Origin of the sequence: Enterobacter sp. MF024 (assembly GCF_005843915.1) — a bacterium.
GTDB lineage: Bacteria > Pseudomonadota > Gammaproteobacteria > Enterobacterales > Enterobacteriaceae > Enterobacter > Enterobacter barmai.
In genome coordinates this window covers 331,199-350,304 of the sequence record NZ_VCBB01000003.1, presented here as the reverse complement: position 1 = coordinate 350,304, position 19,106 = coordinate 331,199, and the positions used below count along the sequence as shown (strand labels likewise).

The 19,106-nt window shown below is 54.7% G+C and carries 14 protein-coding genes; 12 read left to right on the top strand and 2 right to left on the bottom strand.

The window, feature by feature from the left end; all coding sequences use genetic code 11:
* Positions 1-5: 5 nt before the first annotated feature.
* Both pcp and nei read left to right on the top strand, forming a co-directional pair.
* On the top strand, positions 6-650 hold the full coding sequence (pcp, locus tag FFB58_RS08135; RefSeq protein ID WP_138369579.1) for a pyroglutamyl-peptidase I: 645 nt from the start codon (positions 6-8) through the stop codon (positions 648-650).
* A gap of 12 nt (positions 651-662) precedes the next feature.
* Positions 663-1,454 carry an endonuclease VIII gene (gene nei, locus FFB58_RS08130; protein WP_138369578.1) on the top strand — a complete coding sequence of 264 codons (792 nt, stop codon included), beginning with the start codon at positions 663-665 and terminating at the stop codon, positions 1,452-1,454.
* Between the two features lie 117 nt (positions 1,455-1,571).
* Here the strand turns inward: nei and FFB58_RS08125 are convergent, their stop codons facing one another.
* Positions 1,572-2,858: a citrate synthase gene (locus tag FFB58_RS08125; RefSeq protein WP_039029330.1), complete on the bottom strand. Its 1,287-nt coding sequence runs from the start codon at positions 2,856-2,858 to the stop codon at positions 1,572-1,574.
* Between the two features lie 640 nt (positions 2,859-3,498).
* Here FFB58_RS08125 and sdhC point away from each other — a divergent pair.
* The 8 genes from sdhC to sucD all read left to right on the top strand — a co-directional run bounded on the left by sdhC (position 3,499) and on the right by sucD (position 13,135).
* On the top strand, positions 3,499-3,903 hold the full coding sequence (sdhC, locus tag FFB58_RS08120) for a succinate dehydrogenase cytochrome b556 subunit (protein ID WP_039029416.1): 405 nt from the start codon (positions 3,499-3,501) through the stop codon (positions 3,901-3,903).
* Entirely contained in the window at positions 3,897-4,244 is a 348-nt protein-coding gene (sdhD, locus tag FFB58_RS08115; RefSeq protein ID WP_039029331.1) for a succinate dehydrogenase membrane anchor subunit, read from the top strand. Before sdhC ends, sdhD begins: the two co-directional genes overlap by 7 nt.
* A complete protein-coding gene (gene sdhA / locus FFB58_RS08110) occupies positions 4,244-6,010 on the top strand; it encodes a succinate dehydrogenase flavoprotein subunit (RefSeq protein ID WP_039029332.1) in 1,767 nt (588 codons plus the stop codon). Before sdhD ends, sdhA begins: the two co-directional genes overlap by 1 nt.
* 15 nt (positions 6,011-6,025) lie before the next feature.
* On the top strand, positions 6,026-6,742 hold the full coding sequence (sdhB, locus tag FFB58_RS08105; RefSeq protein ID WP_039029333.1) for a succinate dehydrogenase iron-sulfur subunit SdhB: 717 nt from the start codon (positions 6,026-6,028) through the stop codon (positions 6,740-6,742).
* 227 nt (positions 6,743-6,969) lie between these two features.
* Positions 6,970-9,777, top strand: coding sequence for a 2-oxoglutarate dehydrogenase E1 component (gene sucA, locus FFB58_RS08100; RefSeq protein WP_039029334.1), 2,808 nt, complete (start codon positions 6,970-6,972; stop codon positions 9,775-9,777).
* Positions 9,778-9,791: 14 nt separating this feature from the next.
* A complete protein-coding gene (gene odhB, locus FFB58_RS08095; protein ID WP_039029335.1) occupies positions 9,792-11,012 on the top strand; it encodes a 2-oxoglutarate dehydrogenase complex dihydrolipoyllysine-residue succinyltransferase in 1,221 nt (406 codons plus the stop codon).
* 87 nt (positions 11,013-11,099) lie between these two features.
* Positions 11,100-12,266: an ADP-forming succinate--CoA ligase subunit beta gene (sucC, locus tag FFB58_RS08090; RefSeq protein ID WP_032617084.1), complete on the top strand. Its 1,167-nt coding sequence runs from the start codon at positions 11,100-11,102 to the stop codon at positions 12,264-12,266.
* Positions 12,266-13,135, top strand: a complete 870-nt coding sequence (sucD, locus tag FFB58_RS08085) for a succinate--CoA ligase subunit alpha (RefSeq protein WP_032617085.1) — start codon at positions 12,266-12,268, stop codon at positions 13,133-13,135. The genes sucC and sucD overlap by 1 nt, the downstream gene beginning before the upstream one ends.
* Before the next feature lie 82 nt (positions 13,136-13,217).
* Here sucD and FFB58_RS08080 read toward each other — a convergent pair whose 3' ends face one another.
* Positions 13,218-13,934: a GntR family transcriptional regulator gene (locus tag FFB58_RS08080; RefSeq protein ID WP_138369577.1), complete on the bottom strand. Its 717-nt coding sequence runs from the start codon at positions 13,932-13,934 to the stop codon at positions 13,218-13,220.
* Positions 13,935-14,106: 172 nt separating this feature from the next.
* Between FFB58_RS08080 and mngA the strand changes: the two genes are divergently transcribed.
* Both mngA and mngB read left to right on the top strand, forming a co-directional pair.
* Positions 14,107-16,023, top strand: a complete 1,917-nt coding sequence (mngA, locus tag FFB58_RS08075; protein ID WP_138369576.1) for a PTS 2-O-a-mannosyl-D-glycerate transporter subunit IIABC — start codon at positions 14,107-14,109, stop codon at positions 16,021-16,023.
* Positions 16,024-16,046: 23 nt separating this feature from the next.
* A complete protein-coding gene (gene mngB / locus FFB58_RS08070; protein ID WP_138369575.1) occupies positions 16,047-18,683 on the top strand; it encodes a mannosylglycerate hydrolase in 2,637 nt (878 codons plus the stop codon).
* The last annotated feature ends 423 nt before the right edge of the window (positions 18,684-19,106 follow it).

Genomic DNA, 19,106 nt, shown 5'->3' with positions numbered 1-19,106 from the left:
AAATGATGCGAACAGTTTTAATCACCGGTTTTGAGCCTTTTGGCGGCGAGAGCGTTAACCCGTCGTGGGAAGTGGTGAAACAGCTTGATGGCGCGATTATTGATGACTGTCGCGTGGTAGCGCGGCAGTTGCCCTGCGTGTTTGGCGAGTCGTTATCGGTGCTGAACGCGGCCATTGACGCGCTGCAGCCCTCCGTCGTGCTGGCGATAGGCCAGGCCGGGGGCCGGGTGGATGTGACCGTTGAGCGGGTGGCGATCAACGTCGATGACGCCCGCATTCCCGATAACCGGGGGCAACAGCCGGTGGATGTCGCCATTGTCGACGGCGGTCCGGCCGCCTGGTTCAGCACCCTGCCGATTAAAGCGATGGTGGCGGCCCTGCGGGAGTCAGGCATTCCTGCTTCTGTTTCCCAGACGGCTGGCACATTCGTCTGCAACCACGTGATGTACGGCGTGCTGCACAAGCTGGCCCACAGCCCGGACGTGAAGGGCGGGTTTATCCATATTCCTTACCTCCCCGAGCAGGCGGCAGCGCACCCCGGCGCCCCGAGCATGGCGACGCACACCGTGAAGCAGGCCCTGGAGATCGCCATTGCGGTGGCGCTGCGTCAGGAGCACGACATCAAAGTGGTGGGCGGAGCGACGCACTAGAAAGGAGACATCATGCCAGAAGGACCAGAGATCCGCCGCGCGGCGGATAGCCTGGAGGCGGCGATAAAAGGCAAACCGCTCACCGACGTGTGGTTTGCTTTTCCTCAGTTAAAAACCTTTGAATCCCGGCTTATCGGCGAGACGGTCACGCATCTGGAGACACGCGGCAAAGCGCTGCTCACCCACTTCTCCAACCAGCTTACGCTCTACAGCCATAACCAGCTGTATGGCGTCTGGCGGGTGGTGGATACCGGTAAACTGCCGGAGACGACCCGTGTGCTGCGCGTCAAACTGGAGACGGCGGACAAAACCATTCTGCTCTACAGCGCCTCGGATATTGAGATGCTGCTGCCGGAGCAGCTTACCACCCATCCCTTCCTGCAGCGGGTGGGGCCGGATGTGCTGGATTTACGCCTGACGGCAGAGGATGTGAAAGCGCGGTTGTTGTCGGCAAAATTTCGCAATCGCCAGTTTTCCGGACTGCTGCTGGACCAGTCGTTTCTTGCCGGTCTGGGCAACTATCTGCGGGTAGAAATTTTATGGGAGGTGGGGCTGGCGGCGAGCCACAAAGCCTCGCAGCTCAGCGACGCGCAGCTGGATGCGTTATCCCACGCGCTGCTGGATATCCCGCGTCTGTCGTATAACACCCGCGGAGTAGTGAATGAGAAGAAGCATCACGGGGCGTTGTTCCGGTTTAAGGTGTTTCATCGCGCGGGGAAAAAGTGTGAGCGCTGCGGTGGGGTGATTGAGAAAACGACGCTCTCTTCGCGACCGTTTTACTGGTGTCCTGGGTGCCAGATGTAAAAAAGCCGGGTGGCGGAGGTAAAAGTAAAACGGTAACCCTCAGGTTACCGTTTTTAATGTTTGCACCCTCTCCCTGTGGGAGAGGGCCGGGGTGAGGGCAGCAGGCTGCTTCAATCCTTAGCGTTTGGTCACGTCAGACTCGAAATTACGCTGCTCGTAGCCGGTATACAGCTGGCGAGGACGCGCAATTTTCATGCCTTCGGTGTGCATTTCGTTCCAGTGTGCAATCCAGCCCACGGTACGCGCCATCGCGAAGATAACGGTAAACATGGAAGACGGAATGCCCATCGCTTTCAGGATGATACCGGAGTAGAAATCGACGTTCGGGTAGAGTTTCTTCTCGATGAAGTACGGGTCGTTCAGCGCGATGTGTTCCAGCTCCATCGCCACCTGCAGCAGGTCATCTTTGGTGCCCAACTCTTTCAGAACTTCATGGCAGGTTTCACGCATTACGGTTGCGCGCGGATCGTAGTTTTTGTAAACACGGTGACCGAAGCCCATCAGACGGAAGGAGTCATTCTTGTCCTTCGCACGACGTACGAATTCAGGAATGTGCTCAACGGAGCTGATCTCTTCCAGCATCTTCAGTGCCGCTTCGTTCGCGCCGCCGTGTGCCGGTCCCCACAGGGAGGCAATACCTGCTGCGATACAGGCGAACGGGTTCGCGCCGGAGGAGCCAGCGGTACGCACGGTAGAGGTAGATGCGTTCTGCTCGTGGTCAGCGTGCAGGATCAGGATACGATCCATTGCGCGTTCCAGAACCGGGTTCACTTCGTACTCTTCGCACGGCGTGGCGAACATCATACGCAGGAAGTTACCTGAGTAGGAGAGGTCGTTGCGTGGATAAACAAACGGCTGTCCGATGGAGTATTTGTAGCACATCGCTGCCATGGTTGGCATTTTGGACAGCAGACGGAACGCGGCGATATCACGGTGACGCTGGTTATTCACGTCCAGCGAGTCATGGTAGAACGCAGCCAGCGCGCCGGTGATCCCGCACATAACCGCCATTGGATGTGAATCGCGGCGGAATGCATGGAACAGACGGGTAATCTGCTCGTGGATCATGGTGTGACGGGTAACGGTGGTTTTGAACTCATCGTACTGTTCCTGCGTCGGCTTTTCGCCGTTCAGCAGGATGTAGCACACTTCCAGGTAATTGGAGTGGGTCGCTAACTGGTCGATGGGGAAACCGCGGTGCAGCAGGATACCTTCGTCACCGTCGATGTAGGTGATTTTGGACTCGCAAGATGCGGTGGAGGTAAAACCAGGGTCAAAGGTAAACATACCTTTAGAACCAAGACTACGGATATCAATAACATCCTGACCGAGCGTGCCTTTTAGCACATCCAGTTCGATAGCAGCGTCACCATTTAGGGTGAGTTTTGCCTTAGTATCAGCCATTTACGGTCTCCTTAGCGCCTTATTGCTTAAGACTGCCCATAACCGGATTTGCATTCAGCTGATTTATCATTGTTACCAGTTTGTTATTTGGCTCGCCGCTCAGCTCACGAGGAGAAACCAGGGTACAGAGCAATGGCGCTAGCAGGTAAACAAATGAGAAATCAGAGAAATAACAGCAAATCAGTGTTTGTGCAGTCCGAATTATTCAAACCTGTATATCACTAATAACTGTCCTGATAACTTCGGTCAATACCATCACACTGTTACATAACTTATTCTCAGGTGAAAGAGAGACCTCATAACTTTTGCGCATTATATGCCTTTTCTGGTGATGTTTGTAACAATAATGTTTAACATTTGTCAAATCAGATGATTAAAAATTAAAAAGATGTTGTTATCGTGACCCTGATCACTGTTCCGTATAAAACCCGACAAACTGTATGTAGGTTAATTGTAATGATTTTGTGAACGGCCTATACTGCCGCCAGGTCTCCGGAAAACCCTGCAATCCCGAGCCAACCAGCGTTGTAACGTGTCATTTGAGCATCTGGAAGCAATGTTTTGCATGACGCACAGTTATATAAAAGGCACGCTGTCTGACCCGCATCGCAGTCCGGAGGAAGGAAACTATAAGAACAGCATGTGGGCGTTATTCATGATAAGAAATGTGAAAAAACAAAGACCTGTCAATCTGGATCTAAAAACGATCCGATTCCCCGTAACGGCAATAGCGTCCATCCTTCATCGTGTATCCGGTGTGATCACGTTTGTCGCGGTGGGTATCCTGTTATGGTTGCTGGGTACCAGTCTCTCGTCTCCGGAAGGATTCCAGCAGGCCTCTGACATCATGAACGGTTTCTTCGTGAAATTTATCATGTGGGGCATCCTGACCGCGCTGGCTTATCACGTCGTCGGCGGCGTTCGTCATATGCTGATGGACTTCGGCTATCTGGAAGAGACCTTCGAAACCGGCAAGCGTACCGCTAACATCTCCTTTGTTATCACTGTCGTGCTTTCACTTCTCGCAGGAGTTCTCGTATGGTAAGCAACGCCTCCGCATTAGGACGCAACGGCGTACATGACTTCATTCTGGTCCGTGCTACCGCTATCGTTCTCACCCTCTACATCATCTACATGATCGGTTTCTTTGCCACCAGCGGCGACCTGACGTGGGAAATCTGGACCGGTTTCTTCGGTTCTGCTTTCACCAAAGTGTTTACCCTGCTGGCGCTGTTCTCCATTCTGATCCACGCATGGATTGGCATGTGGCAGGTACTGACCGACTACGTTAAACCGATGGCAATTCGTCTCGCGTTGCAGCTGGCAATCGTCGTTGCCCTGGTGGTTTACGTCATTTATGGATTTGTTGTGGTGTGGGGTGTGTGATGAAACTTCCTGTCAGAGAATTTGACGCTGTAGTGATTGGAGCCGGCGGCGCAGGTATGCGCGCGGCGCTGCAAATTTCCCAGAGCGGCCAGACCTGTGCGCTGCTCTCTAAAGTCTTCCCGACCCGTTCCCATACCGTATCCGCGCAGGGTGGCATCACCGTCGCGCTCGGTAATACCCATGATGATAACTGGGAATGGCATATGTACGACACGGTGAAAGGCTCCGATTACATCGGTGACCAGGACGCCATTGAATATATGTGCAAGACCGGCCCGGAAGCGATTCTGGAGCTGGACCATATGGGTCTGCCATTCTCCCGCCTGGAGAACGGCACCATTTATCAACGTCCGTTTGGCGGCCAGTCGAAAGACTTCGGCGGCGAGCAGGCGGCACGTACCGCCGCAGCGGCAGACCGTACCGGTCACGCCCTGCTGCACACGCTGTACCAGCAGAACCTGAAGAACAAAACCACCATCTTCTCCGAGTGGTATGCGCTGGATCTGGTGAAAAACGAAGATGGCGCAGTAGTGGGTTGTACCGCTCTGTGCATCGAAACCGGTGAAGTGGTCTATTTCAAAGCCCGCGCAACCGTGCTGGCGACCGGCGGCGCAGGCCGTATTTACCAGTCCACGACTAACGCCCATATCAACACCGGTGACGGCGTCGGTATGGCGATCCGCGCTGGCGTGCCGGTGCAGGATATGGAGATGTGGCAGTTCCACCCAACCGGTATCGCCGGTGCGGGCGTGCTGGTCACAGAAGGCTGCCGTGGTGAAGGTGGCTACCTGCTGAACAAACACGGCGAGCGCTTCATGGAGCGTTATGCCCCGAATGCGAAAGACCTGGCGGGTCGTGACGTGGTGGCGCGTTCCATCATGATCGAAATCCGTGAAGGTCGCGGCTGTGACGGCCCGTGGGGCCCACACGCCAAGCTGAAGCTTGACCATCTGGGTAAAGAGGTTCTGGAATCCCGTCTGCCGGGTATCCTGGAGCTGTCCCGCACCTTCGCGCACGTCGACCCGGTTAAAGAGCCGATCCCGGTTATCCCAACCTGTCACTACATGATGGGCGGTATTCCGACCAAAGTGACCGGCCAGGCGCTGACCGTGAACGAGCAGGGCGAAGACGTGGTGATCCCGGGCCTGTTCGCGGTAGGCGAAATCGCCTGCGTATCCGTACACGGTGCCAACCGTCTGGGCGGCAACTCTCTGCTCGACCTGGTGGTGTTTGGTCGTGCGGTGGGTCTGCATCTGCAGGAGTCCATTGCTGAGCAAGGTCCACTGCGTGATGCCACCGAAGCGAATATCGACGCCTCTCTGGAACGTCTCAACCGCTGGAACGGTAACCGCAACGGCGAAGATCCGGTGGAAATCCGTAAGGCGCTGCAGGAGTGCATGCAGCACAACTTCTCGGTGTTCCGTGAAGGCGACGCGATGGCGAAAGGTCTTGAGCAGCTGAAAGCGATCCGCGAGCGTCTGAAAAATGCCCGTCTGGACGATACTTCCAGCGAGTTCAACACCCAGCGCGTCGAGTGTCTGGAGCTGGATAACCTGATGGAAACCGCGTACGCGACGGCGGTCTCTGCAAACTTCCGTACCGAAAGCCGTGGCGCTCATAGCCGCTTCGACTTCCCGGATCGTGACGACGAAAACTGGCTGTGCCATTCCCTGTATCTGCCAGAGTCGGAATCCATGACACGTCGTAGCGTCAATATGGAACCGAAACTGCGTCCGGCGTTCCCGCCGAAGATTCGTACTTATTAATGCGGAGACAGGACAATGAAACTCGAATTCTCAGTTTATCGTTATAACCCGGATGTAGATGACGCTCCGCATATGCAGGATTACACCCTGGAAGCGGAAGAAGGCCGTGACATGATGCTGCTGGATGCTTTAATGCAGCTGAAAGAAAAGGATCCGACACTGTCATTCCGTCGTTCCTGCCGTGAAGGGGTATGTGGCTCCGACGGTCTGAACATGAATGGCAAAAACGGTCTGGCCTGTATCACCCCGATTTCGGCGCTCAACCGTCCGGGACAGAAGATTGTTATCCGCCCGCTGCCGGGCCTGCCGGTCGTGCGCGATTTGGTGGTGGACATGGGGCAATTCTATGCACAATATGAGAAGATTAAGCCTTACTTGTTGAATAATGGGCAAAATCCACCCGCTCGCGAGCATTTACAGTCGCCAGAGCAGCGTGAAAAACTCGATGGCCTGTATGAGTGTATCCTTTGTGCATGTTGTTCGACCTCTTGCCCGTCGTTCTGGTGGAACCCGGACAAGTTTATCGGCCCGGCTGGCCTGCTGGCAGCGTATCGCTTCCTGATTGACAGCCGCGATACCGAAACCGACAACCGCCTGGAAGGGCTGAGTGATGCTTTCAGCGTATTCCGCTGCCACAGCATCATGAACTGCGTCAGTGTATGTCCTAAGGGGCTGAACCCGACGCGCGCTATCGGCCACATTAAGTCGATGTTGTTGCAGCGCAGTGCGTAAGTAACACGAGGGGGCGCTGTTCCCCTCACCCTAACCCTCTCCCCAAAGGGGAGAGGGGATGGAATGCAGAAACCTTTAAAAACTGCCCTGAAGTTTAGACAGTTTCTAAAGGTTCCTTCGCGAGCCGCTATATAGAGAAGAGCTCGCAGGTGAACCCCGGCACGTACACGTGGTGTGCGTGGTAGTTTCTACGGCGAAATAAGCATAAAAATGCTTAAGGGATCACGATGCAGAACGGCGCAATGAAAGCCTGGCTGGACTCTTCATTCCTCTCTGGTGCAAACCAAAGCTGGATTGAACAGCTCTATGAAGACTTCTTAACCGACCCTGATTCAGTGGACGCTAACTGGCGTTCCATGTTCCAGGAGTTACCTGGAACGGGTGTCAAACCGGATCAATTTCATTCCAAAACACGTGATTATTTCCGTCGTCTGGCGAAGGATGCCTCACGTTACTCGTCCGCCATCTCCGACCCTGACACCAATGCAAAGCAGGTTAAAGTCCTGCAGCTGATTAACGCCTATCGTTTCCGTGGCCACCAGCATGCGAATCTGGATCCGCTGGGACTGTGGCAGCAAGAGCGTGTGGCCGATCTCGACCCGGCTTATCACGACCTGACCGAAGCGGATTTCCAGGAAACCTTCAACGTCGGCTCTTTCGCTATTGGCAAAGACACGATGAAGCTGGGCGATCTGCTGGAAGCGCTGAAGCAAACTTACTGCGGCTCCATCGGCGCAGAGTACATGCACATCACCTCAACCGAAGAGAAACGCTGGATCCAGCAGCGTATTGAATCCGTTGCCGGTAAATCCACCTTCAATGCCGAAGAGAAAAAACGCTTCCTGAGCGAACTGACCGCAGCAGAAGGCCTGGAGCGCTACCTCGGGGCTAAATTCCCGGGCGCAAAACGCTTCTCGCTGGAAGGCGGCGATGCGCTGGTGCCGATGCTGAAAGAGCTGATCCGCCACGCGGGCAACAGCGGTACCCGTGAAGTGGTACTGGGCATGGCGCACCGTGGTCGTCTGAACGTGCTGATCAACGTTCTGGGCAAAAAGCCGCAGGATCTGTTCGACGAATTCGCGGGCAAACATAAAGAACACCTCGGTACCGGTGACGTGAAGTACCACATGGGCTTCTCATCGGATATCGAAACCCAGGGCGGCCTGGTGCACATGGCGCTGGCGTTTAACCCGTCGCACCTTGAGATCGTCAGCCCGGTGGTTATCGGCTCCGTACGTGCGCGTCTGGATCGTCTGGACGAGCCAAGCAGCAACAAAGTTCTGCCAATCACCATTCATGGCGATGCGGCGATCACCGGTCAGGGCGTGGTTCAGGAAACCCTGAACATGTCCAAAGCGCGTGGTTACGAAGTGGGCGGTACCGTTCGCATCGTGATCAACAACCAGGTAGGCTTCACCACCTCTAACCCGCTGGACGCGCGTTCTACGCCATACTGCACCGACATCGGTAAAATGGTACAGGCGCCGATCTTCCACGTTAACGCGGATGACCCGGAAGCCGTTGCTTTCGTTACCCGTCTGGCGCTGGACTTCCGTAACACCTTCAAGCGTGACGTGCTGATCGACCTGTTCTGCTACCGCCGTCATGGCCACAACGAAGCGGACGAGCCGAGTGCAACCCAGCCGCTGATGTACCAGAAAATCAAAAAGCATCCGACCCCGCGCAAAATCTACGCTGACAAGCTGGAAGCGGAGAAGATTGTTGCCCTGGAAGATGCTACCGAGATGGTTAATCTTTACCGCGACGCGCTGGATGCCGGCGAATGCGTGGTGAAAGAACTGCGTCCGATGAACATGCACTCCTTTACCTGGTCGCCGTACCTCAACCACGAGTGGGATGAGAGCTACCCGAACAAGGTCGAGATGAAGCGTCTGCAGGAGCTGGCAAAACGCATCAGCACCGTACCAGAAGCAATCGAAATGCAGTCCCGCGTACAGAAAATCTACTCTGACCGTCAGGCGATGGCGGCAGGCGAGAAGCTGTTCGACTGGGGCGGCGCAGAAAACCTGGCGTACGCAACGCTGGTTGATGAAGGCATTCCGGTACGTCTGTCCGGTGAAGATGCCGGTCGTGGCACCTTCTTCCACCGTCATGCGGTGATTCATAACCAGACCAACGGTTCTACCTACACCCCGCTGCAGCACGTGCATAACGGCCAGGGCCAGTTCAAGGTCTGGGACTCCGTGCTGTCAGAAGAAGCGGTACTGGCGTTTGAATACGGTTACGCCACGGCAGAACCCCGTACCCTGACCATCTGGGAAGCGCAGTTCGGCGACTTCGCCAACGGTGCGCAGGTTGTTATCGACCAGTTCATCTCCTCTGGCGAGCAGAAGTGGGGCCGTATGTGTGGCCTGGTGATGCTGCTGCCACACGGTTACGAAGGGCAGGGCCCGGAGCACTCCTCCGCGCGTCTGGAGCGTTATCTGCAACTCTGCGCCGAGCAGAACATGCAGGTTTGCGTCCCGTCTACCCCGGCACAGGTTTATCACATGCTGCGTCGTCAGGCGCTGCGCGGGATGCGCCGTCCGCTGGTGGTGATGTCACCGAAATCGCTGCTGCGTCACCCGCTGGCAGTCTCCACCCTGGATGAGCTGGCGAACGGCACCTTCCTGCCGGCGATTGGCGAGATTGACGAGCTGGATCCACAGGCGGTTAAGCGCGTGGTGATGTGTTCTGGTAAGGTTTACTACGACCTGCTGGAACAGCGCCGTAAGAACGATCAGAAAGATGTCGCCATCGTGCGTATCGAACAGCTTTATCCATTCCCGCATCAGGCGATGCAGGAAGTGCTGAAACAATATGCTCACGTACATGATTTTGTCTGGTGCCAGGAAGAGCCGCTCAACCAGGGCGCATGGTACTGCAGCCAGCATCATTTCCGTGAAGTGATTCCATTTGGGTCTGCCCTGCGTTACGCAGGTCGCCCGGCCTCCGCCTCTCCGGCGGTAGGGTATATGTCCGTTCACCAGAAGCAGCAACAAGATCTGGTCAATGACGCGCTGAACGTCGATTAATTAAAGGATACATAATGAGTAGCGTAGATATTCTTGTTCCCGACCTGCCTGAGTCTGTAGCAGATGCGACCGTCGCCACCTGGCACAAAAAACCGGGCGATGCCGTTAAGCGCGACGAAGTGCTGGTAGAAATCGAAACTGACAAAGTGGTACTGGAAGTACCGGCTTCGGCGGATGGTGTTCTTGATGCCGTACTGGAAGATGAAGGGACAACCGTCACTTCTCGCCAGATCCTGGGGCGCCTGCGTGAAGGCAACAGCGCAGGTAAAGAGTCCAGCGCGAAATCTGAAGAGAAAGCCTCTACTCCAGCCCAGCGCCAGCAGGCCTCCCTGGAAGAGCAGTCTAACGACGCGCTCAGCCCGGCGATCCGTCGCCTGCTGGCTGAACACAACCTCGACGCGGCTGCCATTAAAGGCACCGGCGTTGGCGGTCGTCTGACCCGTGAAGACGTTGAAAAACATCTGGCTAAAGCGCCAGCTGCGCCGGAAGCAAAAGCCCCGGCAGCCGCACCAGCAGCACAGCCTGCTCTGGGCGCCCGTAGCGAAAAACGCGTGCCGATGACCCGCCTGCGTAAGCGTGTGGCCGAGCGTCTGCTGGAAGCGAAAAACTCCACCGCAATGCTGACCACCTTCAACGAAGTGAACATGAAGCCAATCATGGACCTGCGTAAGCAGTACGGTGACGCGTTTGAAAAACGTCACGGTATCCGTCTGGGCTTTATGTCCTTCTACGTGAAAGCGGTTGTTGAAGCGCTGAAACGCTACCCGGAAGTGAACGCCTCCATCGATGGCGATGACGTGGTTTATCACAACTACTTCGACGTGAGCATGGCCGTTTCTACCCCACGCGGCCTGGTGACCCCGGTTCTGCGTGATGTGGACACCCTGGGCATGGCTGACATCGAGAAGAACATTAAAGAGCTGGCAGTAAAAGGCCGCGATGGCAAGCTGACCGTCGACGACCTGACCGGCGGTAACTTCACCATTACCAACGGCGGCGTATTCGGTTCCCTGATGTCTACTCCGATCATCAACCCACCGCAGAGCGCGATCCTTGGCATGCACGCCATCAAAGATCGTCCTATGGCGGTTGACGGTAAAGTTGAGATCCTGCCGATGATGTATCTGGCGCTCTCCTACGATCACCGTCTGATCGACGGCCGCGAGTCCGTGGGCTTCCTGGTCGCCATTAAAGAGCTGCTGGAAGATCCAACTCGTCTGCTGCTGGACGTTTAGTTTTTAGCCGTACTGCCCGGCGGCGCTTTGTCTGCCGGGCCTACAAAAGCATGACCTAACGATTACCCTGAAGGATGGATAGAACACATGAACTTACATGAATATCAGGCAAAACAGCTGTTTGCCCGGTATGGCTTACCGGCTCCGGTGGGTTATGCCTGCAATACCCCTCGTGAAGCAGAAGAAGCCGCCTCTAAAATCGGTGCGGGTCCTTGGGTAGTAAAATGTCAGGTTCACGCTGGCGGCCGCGGTAAAGCGGGCGGTGTGAAGGTTGTTAACAGCAAAGAAGAGATCCGTGCCTTTGCTGAACATTGGCTTGGCAAACGTCTGGTGACCTATCAAACAGACGCGGGCGGCCAGCCGGTTAACCAGATCCTGGTTGAAGCGGCAACCGATATTGCAAAAGAACTGTACCTCGGCGCAGTCGTAGACCGTAGCTCCCGTCGCGTGGTGTTTATGGCCTCTACCGAAGGCGGCGTGGAAATCGAAAAAGTGGCGGAAGAGACCCCGCACCTGATCCACAAAGTCGCTATCGATCCGCTGGCGGGCCCAATGCCTTACCAGGGTCGTGAGCTGGCATTCAAACTGGGTCTGGAAGGCAAACTGGTGCAGCAATTCACCAAGATCTTCATGGGCCTGGCAACTATCTTCCTGGAGCGCGACCTGGCGCTGATCGAAATCAACCCGCTGGTCATCACTAAGCAGGGCGATCTGATCTGCCTCGACGGCAAACTGGGCGCTGACGGCAACGCGCTGTTCCGCCAGGCTGACCTGCGCGAAATGCGCGACCAGTCTCAGGAAGATCCACGTGAAGCGCAGGCTGCACAGTGGGAACTGAACTACGTGGCACTCGATGGCAACATCGGCTGCATGGTTAACGGTGCGGGCCTGGCAATGGGCACCATGGACATCGTTAAACTGCACGGCGGCGAGCCGGCAAACTTCCTGGATGTGGGCGGCGGCGCAACCAAAGAGCGCGTGACCGAAGCATTCAAAATCATCCTCTCCGATGACAATGTGAAAGCCGTTCTGGTTAACATCTTCGGCGGTATCGTACGTTGCGACCTGATCGCTGACGGTATCATCGGCGCGGTAGAAGAAGTGGGCGTGAACGTCCCGGTTGTTGTCCGTCTGGAAGGTAACAACGCTGAACTCGGCGCGAAAAAACTGGCTGACAGCGGCCTGAATATTATTGCAGCGAAAAGTCTGACGGATGCAGCTCAGCAGGTTGTTGCCGCAGTGGAGGGGAAATAATGTCCGTTTTAATTAATAAAGATACCAAGGTTATCTGCCAGGGCTTCACCGGTAGCCAGGGTTCATTCCACTCTGAGCAGGCGATTGCTTACGGTACGCAGATGGTTGGCGGCGTAACCCCAGGTAAAGGCGGCACCACTCACCTGGGCCTGCCGGTGTTCAACACCGTGCGTGAAGCGGTAGAAGCGACTGGCGCAACTGCCACCGTGATCTACGTTCCGGCTCCGTTCTGCAAAGACTCCATCCTGGAAGCGATCGACGCAGGCATCAAACTGATCATCACCATCACCGAAGGTATCCCGACGCTGGATATGCTGACCGTGAAGGTGAAGCTGGACGAAGCGGGCGTGCGCATGATCGGGCCAAACTGCCCGGGCGTGATCACCCCAGGCGAATGCAAAATCGGCATCATGCCGGGCCACATTCATAAGCCGGGCAAAGTGGGTATCGTCTCCCGTTCCGGTACGCTGACCTATGAAGCGGTTAAGCAGACCACCGACTACGGTTTCGGCCAGTCCACCTGTGTGGGCATCGGCGGCGACCCAATCCCGGGCTCTAACTTCATCGACATCCTGAAGCTGTTCCAGGAAGACCCGCAGACTGAAGCGATCGTCATGATCGGTGAAATCGGCGGTAGCGCGGAAGAAGAAGCGGCTGCTTACATCAAAGATCACGTGACCAAGCCAGTGGTTGGCTACATCGCGGGTGTCACCGCGCCGAAAGGCAAGCGTATGGGCCACGCAGGCGCCATCATCGCGGGCGGTAAAGGTACTGCGGACGAGAAATTCGCAGCGCTGGAAGCAGCAGGCGTGAAAACCGTTCGCAGCCTGGCTGACATCGGTGAAGCACTGAAATCCATCATTAAGTAAATCCTCTCTGCTCCCCGTGCGGGGAGCTTTGACATAATAAATGTCCGTTTCGACATGGTTGGCCATCGTAAGATGGCCTTTTTTATTGCCTGCGCCGGGCCACCAGCGTGAATTTATAGTCGTCAGTGTTAAATACGTTGCGGCTGTATTCGAACACCCGACCATCTTTCAAAAATCCACGAGATATTTTCTCCAGGATCGGTTTTGCCGGATCGAGCCCCAGCGTGGCGATCGCCTCCTGTGATGGCATGATCGGCACCAGCTCCTGCTCGCTGCGATCGATAACCATCTTTTTGATCTGCTCAATATAGTGATATTTGGAGTTCTCCATCACTTCCCAGGTGAGGTCAGGGAACATGGTGAGAGGCATCCATGTCTCTTCGAGGTTGACCGGTTTTAGCTTAATGAAGCGCACGCGCTTGACGTGCCAGACCTTGTCATCCGGACTAAGGGCTAATTTCGCGGCCAGTTTCGCGTCCGCCTTCACCACTTCGAAGATGGTGACATCGCTGTGCGTATCGACGTTGCGATCCGCCAGTTTTTCGTAAAAGCCGGTGAGCTGATAAATGTCGTAATTGACGCGCTCTTCTTTTACATAGGAGCCGCTGCCCTGAATGCTTTCGATGATCTGCTCATCGGCGAGCAGTTTTAAAGCCTGCCGCACGGTGACCCGGCTAACGTTAAACGCCTCCTGAAGGCTGGATTCCGTCGGCAATGCGTCGCCAGGTTTCAACTCTCCGGCGCTAACTTTCTCGCGGAACGCATCGGCTATCTGCCGGTACATCGGTTTATTACCCATTTTGTTATGCCTGTTTAATACCATTACCGGGAATTATGCCTTTAGCGGACAAGTTGTAAATAATACAAATAAAATACAAATTGTGATTGTTAGTGAAAGTGATCACATAAATGTATTATCTGTTCTGCCAGAATTCACGTCAGACAATAACAACGTAAGGGTAAGGATCTTTATGAACCTGACGACTCTGACTGATTACCGTGCTGTCTGCGTGAAGGCACAGTTTACTGACCGCGATCGCGCCATCCACGAGCTCGCGATGCGACTGGTAGATCTGGGTAAAATTAGTGACGCGGATGCTTTTCTGGCGGAGGTTATCCATCGGGAATCACTTGGCCCGACCGCGCTGGGAGAAGGGCTGGCTGTGCCGCATGGCAAATCGGCAGCCGTGAAAGAAGCAGCCTTTGCCGTGGCAACCCTCAGCGAACCGCTGGAATGGGAAGGGGTGGACGGTCCGGAGAATGTGGAGCTGATTTTTCTGCTCGCCATTCCTCCTGCTGAAGCCGGGTCAACGCATATTGAGATACTGACGGAGCTGACGTCTCGTCTGGCGAATGATGCCCTGCGGGCACGCATGATGGCGTCCACGACGGCAGAAGAGTTGCTGGCCGCGCTGGACGATACGCCGCAGGCTGAGGAGAGCGCAATATCGTCCAGCGCAGCGACCATCGTCTGCGTGACGGCTTGTCCGGCTGGGATTGCCCATACCTATATGGCAGCGGAATATCTCGAAAAAGCCGGGCGTAAGCTGGGCGTAAACCTGGTGGTTGAAAAGCAGGGCGCGAACGGCATCGAAGGGCGTATTACTCCTTCGCAGTTGAAGGATGCAAAAGCGTGCATCTTTGCCGCCGAGGTGGCAATTAAAGAGAGCGAGCGCTTTGAAGGCATCCCCACCATTTCCGTTCCCGTTGCGGAACCCCTGCGCCACGCTGAAGCCTTAATTGAGCGTGCGCTGGCATTAAAGCCTGCTTCTGGTGAGCGCCAGGCGCAGGTTGAAACCGAAGCTAAAAAGAGTATCAAAACAGAACTCAAGCAGGCGCTCCTCAGCGGTATCTCCTTTGCGGTACCGCTGATTGTCGCGGGAGGCACAGTGCTGGCCGTGTCGGTTCTGCTGGCACAAATTCTCGGTCTGCAGCACCTGTTTGATCAGGAAAACTCATGGCTGTGGATGTACCGCAAACTGGGCGGCGGCATGCTGGGCATATTGATGGTGCCCGTCCTTGCGGCCTATACCGCCTACTCGCTGGCGGATAAACCGGCTCTGGCACCCGGCTTTGCTGCGGGTCTTGCCGCCAATATGATCGGCTCTGGTTTTCTGGGCGCGATCGCAGCGGGGCTTATCGCGGGCTACCTGATGCGCTGGGTGAAGCATCACATCCGTCTGAGTAACCGCTACAACGGCTTTTTAACCTTCTATCTCTATCCGGTGCTCGGCGTGCTGGGTGCCGGTAGCCTGATGTTGTTTGTGATCGGTGAACCGGTGGCCTGGCTCAATAACTCGCTTACCGCCTGGCTGAATGGTCTGTCCGGTGCGAATGCGTTGTTGCTGGGGGCTATTCTCGGCTTTATGTGCTCGTTCGATTTGGGCGGACCGGTTAACAAAGCCTCTTATGCGTTCTGCCTGGGGGCGATGGCCAACGGAGTCTATGGTCCCTATGCGATCTTTGCCTCAGTCAAAATGGTCTCGGCCTTCACCGTGACGGCCTCAACGATGCTGGCACCGAAACTGTTTAAACAGTTCGAAATTGAAACCGGTAAATCAACCTGGCTGCTGGGGCTGGCGGGCATCACCGAAGGGGCCATTCCGATGGCGATTGAAGACCCTTTCCGGGTGATAGGCTCGTTTGTTCTGGGCTCAATGGTGACAGGGGCGACGATCGGTGCGATGGGTATCGGGTTGTCCACGCCGGGCGCAGGCATTTTCTCCCTCTTTTTACTCCACGATGCCGGGCTTGGCGGTGTCATAGCCGCCGCGGGCTGGCTTGGTGCGGCACTTCTGGGTACGGCAATCTCCACGCTCATTTTGCTGCTCTGGCGGCGTCAGGCGGTGAAGAGCGGCCAGTATGTGACTCAGGACATCGCATCTTAAACACTCACTAACAGGAAACGAAGATGAAAGCTGTATCTCGCGTTCATATCACGCCACATATGCACTGGGACCGTGAGTGGTACTTCACCACCGAAGAGTCGCGTATTCTTCTGGTCAATAATATGGAGGAAATCCTCACGCGTCTTGAACAGGATGCGGAGTATAAATTCTACGTACTCGACGGTCAGACGGCTGTGCTGGAAGATTATTTTGCGGTTAAACCGGAAAACAGATCCCGCGTGAAAGCGCTGGTTAAAGCCGGAAAACTCATTATCGGCCCCTGGTATACCCAGACGGATACCACCCTTGTTTCCGGCGAATCTATCGTTCGTAATCTGATGTACGGCATCCGTGACTGCATGGCTTTTGGCGAGCCAATGAAAATTGGTTATCTGCCAGACTCCTTCGGCATGTCCTCCCAGCTGCCGCACATTTATAACGGCTTTGGCATTACCCGCACCCTGTTCTGGCGTGGTTGTTCCGAACGTCACGGCACCGATAAAACGGAGTTTCTGTGGCAGAGCCAGGACGGCAGTGAGGTCACGGCGCAGGTGCTACCGCTGGGCTACGCGATTGGTAAGTACTTACCGGAGGATGAGAGCGGGCTGCGTAAACGCCTCGACGCTTACTTTGATGTACTGGAAAAAGCCTCCGTGACGAAAGAGATTTTACTGCCTAACGGTCACGATCAAATGCCGCTGCAGCAGAACATTTTTGCAGTGATGGATAAACTGCGTGAAATCTACCCGCAGCGTAAATTTGTCATGAGTCGGTTTGAGGAGGTGTTTGACCATATCGACGCACACCGCGATGAACTGGCGACGCTGAAAGGGGAGTTTATTGACGGTAAATACATGCGCGTACACCGGACCATCGGCTCCATGCGAATGGATATCAAAATTGCCCACGCCCGTATAGAGAATAAAATCGTCAACATCCTTGAGCCGCTGGCGACGCTTGCCTGGACGTTGGGGTTTGAGTACCACCACGGTTTGCTGGAAAAGATGTGGAAAGAGATCCTCAAAAATCACGCTCACGACAGTATTGGCTGCTGCTGTAGTGACAAAGTGCATCGTGAGATTATGTCCCGTTTTGAGCTGGCCGAGGATATGGCCGACAACCTGACTCGCTTTTATATGCGCAAGATTGTCGACAACATGCCGAAAACGGAAGAAGACAAACTGGTGATGTTCAACCTGACGCCCTGGCCGCGTGAGGAAGTGATTAACACCACGATACGTCTGCGCGCCAGCCAGTTCCGCCTGCTCGATGACAAAGGCAATGAGATCCCCTATTTCCTCCGCTGCGCGCGTGAAATCGACCCCGGGCTGATCGACCGCCAGATTGTGCATTACGGAAATTACGATCCCTTCATGGAATTTGACATCCAGATCAGCCAGATCCTGCCCTCCATGGGCTACCGAACGCTCTACATTGAAGCGCATGCAGCCGGTAAGGTGCTTGCGCCTGGTAAACTCCCCGAGGCGTTACTGGAAAATGCGTTCTGGCAAATAACCTTAAATGACGATGGTACCCTGCGACTGCTCGACAAAGAGTCCGGGCTAATTTATGACCGTGCGCTGGAAATTGAAGAGAGTTCTGATGATGGAGACGAGTACGATTACTCGCCGTCACGCGAGGAGTGGAGGCTCACTTCAGCTCACGCAGAGCATAATGTCGAGGTGATCCATGAAGCCTGGCAGAGCAGGGCGGTGCTCCACTATCGTATGGCCATTCCGGCGAATCTGAAGGAACGATCCGCGCGCCAGCAAACGGGCTCTCTCAGCGCTGAAATGACCATTACGCTGAGCCACAACAGCCGGCGTATCGACGTTGAGGTGCATCTGGACAATCAGGCGGATGACCACCGCATTCGGGTCCTCATCCCAACCCCATTCGTGACGGACGAAGTCTTAGCCGATACCCAGTTTGGTTCTCTGACGCGTCCCGTACATGATGAAGCGATGGCAAACTGGCAGGAAGAGGGGTGGAAAGAAGCGCCGGTGCCGGTGTGGAATCTGCTCAATTATGCGGTGCTTCATGAAAGACGTAACGGCATAGCGCTTTTCACCGAGGGACTTCGCGAATTCGAAATAACGGGTGAGCGTCAAAAAACCTTTGCCCTGACGTTGCTGCGTGGCGTGGGGGTGCTTGGAAAAGAGGATTTACTCCTTCGTCCAGGCAGACCGTCAGGGATCAAAATGCCGGTGCCTGATTCCCAGATGCGCGGCCGGTTAATCTGTCGCTTTAGCCTGATGAGTTTTAATGGTACGCCCGTAAGTGCAGGCATCGCCCAGCAGGCGAAGGCATGGCTTACTCCCGTGCACTGTTATAACAAGATCCCCTGGGACGCAATGAAACTCAACAGCGCAACCTTTACGACGCCGGGTAGCTATAGCCTGTTAACGCTGGCGCCGAATGAGTGTGTGCTCAGCGCGCTTAAAAAGGCTGAAGATCGTGACGAAATGATTATTCGTCTGTACAACCCGTCGGAGACCCACTCCTGCAATGTCGCTTTATCCTTGAATCGCGCGATTAATGCGTGTTTTGAGACGGACATGAATGAGCGAATCAATGCACTGAATCAGGAGGGAAGGGGCATTGTCGGGGCGTTCAGACCAGGACAGTCGCGAACATTTAGCGTTAAGATAGAGAAATAACGCGCAACATACTGGAAGGCTGCAGACACTGTGGCCTTTATTCATCAAATAGTCACACAGTGGTGTTAATTTAAAGTTTCTTAAAGTGAATGAAGTGTAATTTCGCTAATAACAGAGTAATAAAAAATACTGTGAGGCGGATAACACTCTATACTTATTTGCCTCCAAACCTTCTTTTCTCTTTCTGCGTTAATAAAAATCACATCTGCTTATATTATCCCCTGTCTTTTATAACTAATAACACCCCCTTATATACATATTTTTAACATGGATTTTACTATCGCTCTCACAAGTACACATCTTTAACAGCTGTGTTTGTTTGTTGATTTAAATCAATGTTTAATCCTTGGAAAAAGGCTCCAAAAAGCGTTAAATTGTTCCGGATCAAAATGGCCGAAAAGTGGTAGTTTTGCTATAAATTGA

Bases quoted from the DNA above. Each gene is read 5' to 3' on its own strand.
- pcp (WP_138369579.1), top strand. From the start codon at position 6: ATGCGAACAGTTTTAATCACCGGTTTTGAGCCTTTTGGCGGCGAGAGC.
- nei (WP_138369578.1), top strand. From the start codon at position 663: ATGCCAGAAGGACCAGAGATCCGCCGCGCGGCGGATAGCCTGGAGGCG.
- FFB58_RS08125 (WP_039029330.1), bottom strand. From the start codon at position 2,858: ATGGCTGATACTAAGGCAAAACTCACCCTAAATGGTGACGCTGCTATC.
- sdhC (WP_039029416.1), top strand. From the start codon at position 3,499: ATGTGGGCGTTATTCATGATAAGAAATGTGAAAAAACAAAGACCTGTC.
- sdhD (WP_039029331.1), top strand. From the start codon at position 3,897: ATGGTAAGCAACGCCTCCGCATTAGGACGCAACGGCGTACATGACTTC.
- sdhA (WP_039029332.1), top strand. From the start codon at position 4,244: ATGAAACTTCCTGTCAGAGAATTTGACGCTGTAGTGATTGGAGCCGGC.
- sdhB (WP_039029333.1), top strand. From the start codon at position 6,026: ATGAAACTCGAATTCTCAGTTTATCGTTATAACCCGGATGTAGATGAC.
- sucA (WP_039029334.1), top strand. From the start codon at position 6,970: ATGCAGAACGGCGCAATGAAAGCCTGGCTGGACTCTTCATTCCTCTCT.
- odhB (WP_039029335.1), top strand. From the start codon at position 9,792: ATGAGTAGCGTAGATATTCTTGTTCCCGACCTGCCTGAGTCTGTAGCA.
- sucC (WP_032617084.1), top strand. From the start codon at position 11,100: ATGAACTTACATGAATATCAGGCAAAACAGCTGTTTGCCCGGTATGGC.
- sucD (WP_032617085.1), top strand. From the start codon at position 12,266: ATGTCCGTTTTAATTAATAAAGATACCAAGGTTATCTGCCAGGGCTTC.
- FFB58_RS08080 (WP_138369577.1), bottom strand. From the start codon at position 13,934: ATGGGTAATAAACCGATGTACCGGCAGATAGCCGATGCGTTCCGCGAG.
- mngA (WP_138369576.1), top strand. From the start codon at position 14,107: ATGAACCTGACGACTCTGACTGATTACCGTGCTGTCTGCGTGAAGGCA.
- mngB (WP_138369575.1), top strand. From the start codon at position 16,047: ATGAAAGCTGTATCTCGCGTTCATATCACGCCACATATGCACTGGGAC.